7 protein-coding genes are annotated in these 4,898 nt (G+C 60.1%); 4 read left to right on the top strand and 3 right to left on the bottom strand.

From position 1 onward, the window contains the following. The 4 genes from HLUSI_RS0120390 to HLUSI_RS0120375 all read left to right on the top strand — a co-directional run. The coding region (locus HLUSI_RS0120390; protein WP_029363818.1) for a DUF2272 domain-containing protein at positions 1–663 on the top strand (663 nt) is incomplete at its 5' end. Positions 664–727: 64 nt separating this feature from the next. Next, the gene (argJ, locus tag HLUSI_RS0120385) at positions 728–1,963 is read left to right on the top strand and encodes a bifunctional glutamate N-acetyltransferase/amino-acid acetyltransferase ArgJ (protein WP_016835710.1); all 1,236 of its coding nucleotides are present in this window, start codon (positions 728–730) and stop codon (positions 1,961–1,963) included. Between the two features lie 131 nt (positions 1,964–2,094). Beyond that, positions 2,095–2,970 carry an ATP-binding protein gene (locus HLUSI_RS0120380; protein WP_029363817.1) on the top strand — a complete coding sequence of 292 codons (876 nt, stop codon included), beginning with the start codon at positions 2,095–2,097 and terminating at the stop codon, positions 2,968–2,970. Next, positions 2,970–3,425 carry an NUDIX domain-containing protein gene (locus HLUSI_RS0120375; protein ID WP_016835708.1) on the top strand — a complete coding sequence of 152 codons (456 nt, stop codon included), beginning with the start codon at positions 2,970–2,972 and terminating at the stop codon, positions 3,423–3,425. Before HLUSI_RS0120380 ends, HLUSI_RS0120375 begins: the two co-directional genes overlap by 1 nt. A gap of 28 nt (positions 3,426–3,453) precedes the next feature. On the opposite strand, the gene yacG is transcribed toward HLUSI_RS0120375, so the two are convergent. The 3 genes from yacG to coaE form a co-directional block, all read right to left on the bottom strand. Then, entirely contained in the window at positions 3,454–3,642 is a 189-nt protein-coding gene (gene yacG, locus HLUSI_RS0120370) for a DNA gyrase inhibitor YacG (protein ID WP_029363816.1), read from the bottom strand. A 33-nt stretch (positions 3,643–3,675) separates the two neighbouring features. Then, on the bottom strand, positions 3,676–4,431 hold the full coding sequence (gene zapD / locus HLUSI_RS0120365; RefSeq protein WP_016835705.1) for a cell division protein ZapD: 756 nt from the start codon (positions 4,429–4,431) through the stop codon (positions 3,676–3,678). Positions 4,432–4,573: 142 nt separating this feature from the next. Then, the coding region (coaE, locus tag HLUSI_RS0120360; protein ID WP_016835702.1) for a dephospho-CoA kinase at positions 4,574–4,898 on the bottom strand (325 nt) is incomplete at its 5' end.

Raw genomic sequence — 4,898 nt, 5'->3', positions numbered from 1 at the left:
TGTAAAATGTCGACACCGGCAGCTTCCGCGTTGGCGTTGCGTCAGGATGCACCGCCGCGCGCAGCCTTGCTGGCGGCGGCTGAAACCGAGTGGACGTTTTTTGATCGCCAGCAGATCGACATGCGCGGCGAAGTCCTCAGCGCGCCACGCCTGGGTTTGCTGGAAGACGAAGGCGAAGCGGTGCAGCGCATCGGCACGTACTGGCAATCGGTGGGCAAGTCCTTCACCGGCGCCGATACCCAACAGGCTTGGTCGGCCGCCTTCATTTCCTACCTGATGCAGGCGGCGGGCATTTCTTCCGATGACTTCCTGGCCAGCGACGTGCACTTCAATTACCTGACTTATCTGAAGGCGCGCCAGAGTCTGCCGGCGCCGCTGTTCGTGCTGCGCCCGGCGGCCACCGAGCCGATTGCACCCGGCGACCTGATCTGCGCACCGCGCGACAGCAACCAGGCTGCCACGCTGGACGACATCCGGCCCGGCTTGCCGGGACATTGCGATCTTGTCTACGAAATCCATCCCGGGCGTGGCTGGGCCGGCGTGATCGGCGGCAACGTTTTCAATTCGGTGTCGGAGTCGCTGATTCCCATCGACGCCAATGCACGGCTGCTGCCGCTGGCGCGCCGGCCCTGGTTTGTGGTCGCCAAGAATCTGATGCCGTAACACTATCCGATTACAATAACGCTCTCCCGCATTCCCTTTCACCTTTAACGCTGACTAGACAACCATGGCCGTCAATTCTCCTCTTCCCGTTTCCGCCGATCTGAAACCCGTTGCCGGCATCGAGCTGGGCTACGCCGAAGCCGGCGTACGCAAGGCCAACCGCAAGGATGTGCTGGTCATGAAACTGGCGCCCGGCGCCACCATCGCCGGTGTATTCACGCTCAACCGCTTCTGCGCCGCGCCAGTGCAAGTGTGCAAGACGCACCTGGCGCAAGCCAGCGACGCAGCGCCCATCCGCGCGCTGGTAATCAACACCGGCAACGCCAACGCCGGCACCGGCGAAGAAGGCCTGGCGCGCGCCAATGCCACCTGTGCCGAACTGGCCAACCTGCTCGGCGTGAAGCCGGAACAAGTGCTGCCATTCTCCACCGGCGTCATCCTCGAACCCTTGCCGGTCGATCGCATCAAGGCCGGTTTGCCAGCAGCAATCGCCAACCTGAAGACCGACAACTGGTTCGCCGCCGCCGAATCCATCATGACCACCGACACCCAGCCGAAAGCGGCTTCGCGTACGCTGACCATCGCCGGCAAGAAAGTCGTCATGACCGGCATCAGCAAGGGCGCCGGCATGATCAAGCCGAATATGGCGACCATGCTCGGCTACCTGGCGTTCGATGCGAAAGTGCCGCAGACGCTGCTTGACCAACTGGTCAAGGATGCTGCTGATCAGTCGTTCAATTGCATCACCATTGATGGCGACACCTCGACCAACGACTCCTTCATGCTCATCGCCACCGGTGCCGGCGAACTGGAAATCACCAGTGCCGACAGCGCCGAATACAAGGAACTGGCCGCCGCCGTCAGCGCGTTGTCGCAGAACCTCGCGCACCAGATCGTGCGCGACGGCGAAGGCGCCACCAAGTTCATCGAAGTCACCGTGGAAGACGGCAGCAGCGTCGAAGAGTGCCGCAAGATCGCCTACTCGATCGGCCATTCGCCGCTGGTCAAGACGGCGTTCTTCGCTTCCGATCCGAATCTGGGCCGTATTCTGGCGGCGATCGGTTATGCCGGCGTTGACGATCTGGACGTGTCGAAGCTGAATCTGTATCTGGACGACGTCTGGGTCGCCAAGAACGGCGGCCGCAATCCGGATTACAAGGAAGAGGACGGTCAGCGCGTCATGAAGAAGAGCGAGATCGTGGTGCGCGTGAAACTGGCGCGCGGCACGGCCAGGGCGTCGATCTGGACCTGCGACCTGTCCCATGAGTACGTCACCATCAACGCCGACTACCGCTCCTGAATTCGTTCATAAGCTACTGCGCGGCCAGGCTTTAGTTGAACGGCTTTCGGTTTTCACGAATTTTATTCACGCGCGGCGGATCGGGTTTCCGTCACAATGTGAAATTCCTTGGTCCACCTTGCCCACTTGTCATGACTCAATTAGATCAGTTTCTTCAGCGCGCCGAGGCCTTGCTGGCCCGTATCGAATCCATCCTGCCGCAGTCGGCGACGTCGGTGGAGTGGGACAAGGGCGTGGCGTTTCGCTGGCGCCGTCGCAATGGCGCCAACAGCGGCGGCTATCTGCAGCCGGTGGGCCATATTTCCCACATCGCCTTGTCCGATCTGCATAACATCGGGCCGCAGAAGGAACAGATCGACCAGAACACCAAACAGTTCGTCGATGGGCGTCCGGCCAACAACGTGCTGCTGACCGGCGCGCGCGGCACCGGCAAGTCATCGCTGATCAAGGCTTGCCTGAACCAGTATGCCGATCGCGGCCTGCGCCTGATCGAGGTGGACAAGGACGACCTGCACGATTTGCCCGACATCGTCGACCTGGTGTCGGCGCGTCCGGAACGCTTCATCATCTTCTGCGACGATTTGTCCTTCGAAGAAGGCGAGAGCGGCTACAAGGCGCTCAAGGTGGCGCTCGACGGCAGCATCGCCGCGCAATCGGACAACGTGCTGATCTACGCGACCTCCAATCGCCGTCACCTGATGCCCGAGCGCATGTCGGACAACTCGACCTACACCCACACCGACGACGGCGACCTGCATCCGGGCGAAACGGTGGAAGAGAAGATCTCCCTGTCCGAGCGTTTCGGCCTGTGGGTGACCTTCTATCCGTTCAAGCAAGACGATTATCTCGAGATCGTGGCGCACTGGTTGCGTCATTTCGGCTGCGACGCCGCCCAGATCGAGTCCGCGCGCGGCGACGCCTTGCGCTGGGCCTTGCAGCGCAGCTCGCGCTCGGGTCGCGTGGCGTGGCAGTTCTCCAGGGATTACGCCGGAAAGCTGAAGGCCTGATGACGCTTGCTACAGAGGCAACCCCGCCGATCGACGTTGCCGTCGGCATCCTGATGAAGCCGAACGGCGATGTCCTGCTGGGGCAGCGTCCCGAGGGCAAGCCGTACGCCGGTTACTGGGAGTTTCCCGGCGGGAAGGTGGAAGCCGGCGAGTCGGTGCTGGATGCGCTCAAACGCGAGTTTCTGGAAGAACTCGGAATTGAAGTAGTCTCGGCCGAAGCCTGGTGCGGCGTGCAGCACATCTATCCCCACGCCCACGTGCGTTTGCATTTTTACATCAGCCGGGACTGGCGCGGCGAGCCGCAAAGCCTTGAGGGACAGGCGTTTGCGTGGCAGGGCAGCGTGGATGTCGCACCTTTGCTGCCGGCCACGATTCCCTTGATCGAATGGATCGATAAACTGCGGCTGCCGGTTACGGGCGCGGGTTTGGCTGGGGGCCTGAATACCGGAGTCTGAATGCCGGAGTCTGGATATCAGAGTCTGACTACTGGACGGAGGAATTGTCCTCGTCCGGCTCCTGCGGCAGGTTGACGGCGGGGATCGCGTATTTTTCTTCGGCCCATGCGCCGAGATCGATTTGTTTGCAGCGTTCCGAGCAAAACGGCCGGTATTTATTCTTTTCGGTCCATTCCACCTTGGCGCCGCAAGTGGGGCAGTCTACGATTGTTGCCATGACGTCTACCTGAGTTCTATCTGAATCTGTTACTTAAAACCCGCACAACGCCAGTTCGAACGGTACTTCGCCTTCGAAAGGCTTGGGTTTCATGTCGCCGTCCTGCGAGGTGAATCTCACCCACAGCATGTACTTGTTGGCCGAAATCTCGGGGATCGCGCCCATCTCTTCATCGATCACCAGGCGCAGCATCTGGTAGATCTTTCCTTGCAGCATCTGCTGGTAACTTCCGCCTTCTGCATTGATTTTTACCGGTTGTCCCGATTCGCGCAGCAGTCGCATGACGATGCCGACGGCGTCGAACAATGGCACCAGCGGTGCAAACCAGTTGGAAATGTCGATAAAACGCTGCTCCGCCGTGCGTTTTTGCCAGGCGTAGTAAGACGGCAAGTCGAATTCGCAGGCGCCGCCGGGGATGATGGTGCGGCCGCGGATGCTCATCAACCATTCGTTTTCGCGGATGTTCTGGCCAGTCCGGCCTTGCGAGGCCGCCAAGGCGGCGCTGGCGCGATCGACTTCGCTCAGGATGGCGTTGAGCATCTCGGCTTCGACGTTCGGATTGGATTGGTAGGCCAGCAGGATTTGCTTCTGGCGTTCCAGTTCTTGCAGCAGATCGGATTTGAGGTCGGCGCGTCCAGCCACTTCGAGCATCTCGAAAATGGTGGAGAGGGCGACATGATGTTGCAGCGGGCTTTCCTGATGCAGGAAGAACACGAACTTTTCGTGCAAATCCTCCAACCGCAACAGCGTGCGAATACGCTCGTTGAAAGGGTATTCGTAAACGATCAAAGCTGCGTCCCTTTAAAGTTGAATCGGATTCGACAACGCGCTTTATGAATATGTCCTCAATGATTGCAAAATATTGAAGAGATTGCGGATATTGATAAAGCGCGCGTTCAATTTACGTGATTCTGACCCATGCAGAGGAAAATTACAAATGTCCATCGCGATTTGTTTTCGCCATGGCCAGATAGCGCGCGTGCAGGCGCTCGATTTGCGGCAGCAACGCAGCGGTATCGCCATTGTTTTCGATGACGTCGTCGGCGGCGGCGAGTCGTTCGGCGCGCGTCGCCTGGGCCGCCATGATGGCTTCGACCTGCGCCCGTGTCATGCCGTTGCGTTGCATGACGCGGGCGATCTGGATGTCTTCGCTGCAATCGACAACCAGGATGCGCGAGGTGCGCGTGCGCCATTGCCCGGACTCGACCAGCAGCGGCACCACGAAGATCAGGTAATCGCCGCGCGCCTCTTGCGCC

Origin of the sequence: Herbaspirillum lusitanum P6-12, assembly GCF_000256565.1 — a bacterium.
Taxonomy (GTDB): domain Bacteria; phylum Pseudomonadota; class Gammaproteobacteria; order Burkholderiales; family Burkholderiaceae_D; genus Herbaspirillum; species Herbaspirillum lusitanum.
This window is presented reverse-complemented; position numbering and strand designations above follow the sequence as displayed.

Excerpts from the sequence above, each read along its gene's own strand:
- HLUSI_RS0120380 (WP_029363817.1), top strand. The coding sequence starts at position 2,095 with ATGACTCAATTAGATCAGTTTCTTCAGCGCGCCGAGGCCTTGCTGGCC.
- HLUSI_RS0120375 (WP_016835708.1), top strand. The coding sequence starts at position 2,970 with ATGACGCTTGCTACAGAGGCAACCCCGCCGATCGACGTTGCCGTCGGC.
- argJ (WP_016835710.1), top strand. The coding sequence starts at position 728 with ATGGCCGTCAATTCTCCTCTTCCCGTTTCCGCCGATCTGAAACCCGTT.
- yacG (WP_029363816.1), bottom strand. The coding sequence starts at position 3,642 with ATGGCAACAATCGTAGACTGCCCCACTTGCGGCGCCAAGGTGGAATGG.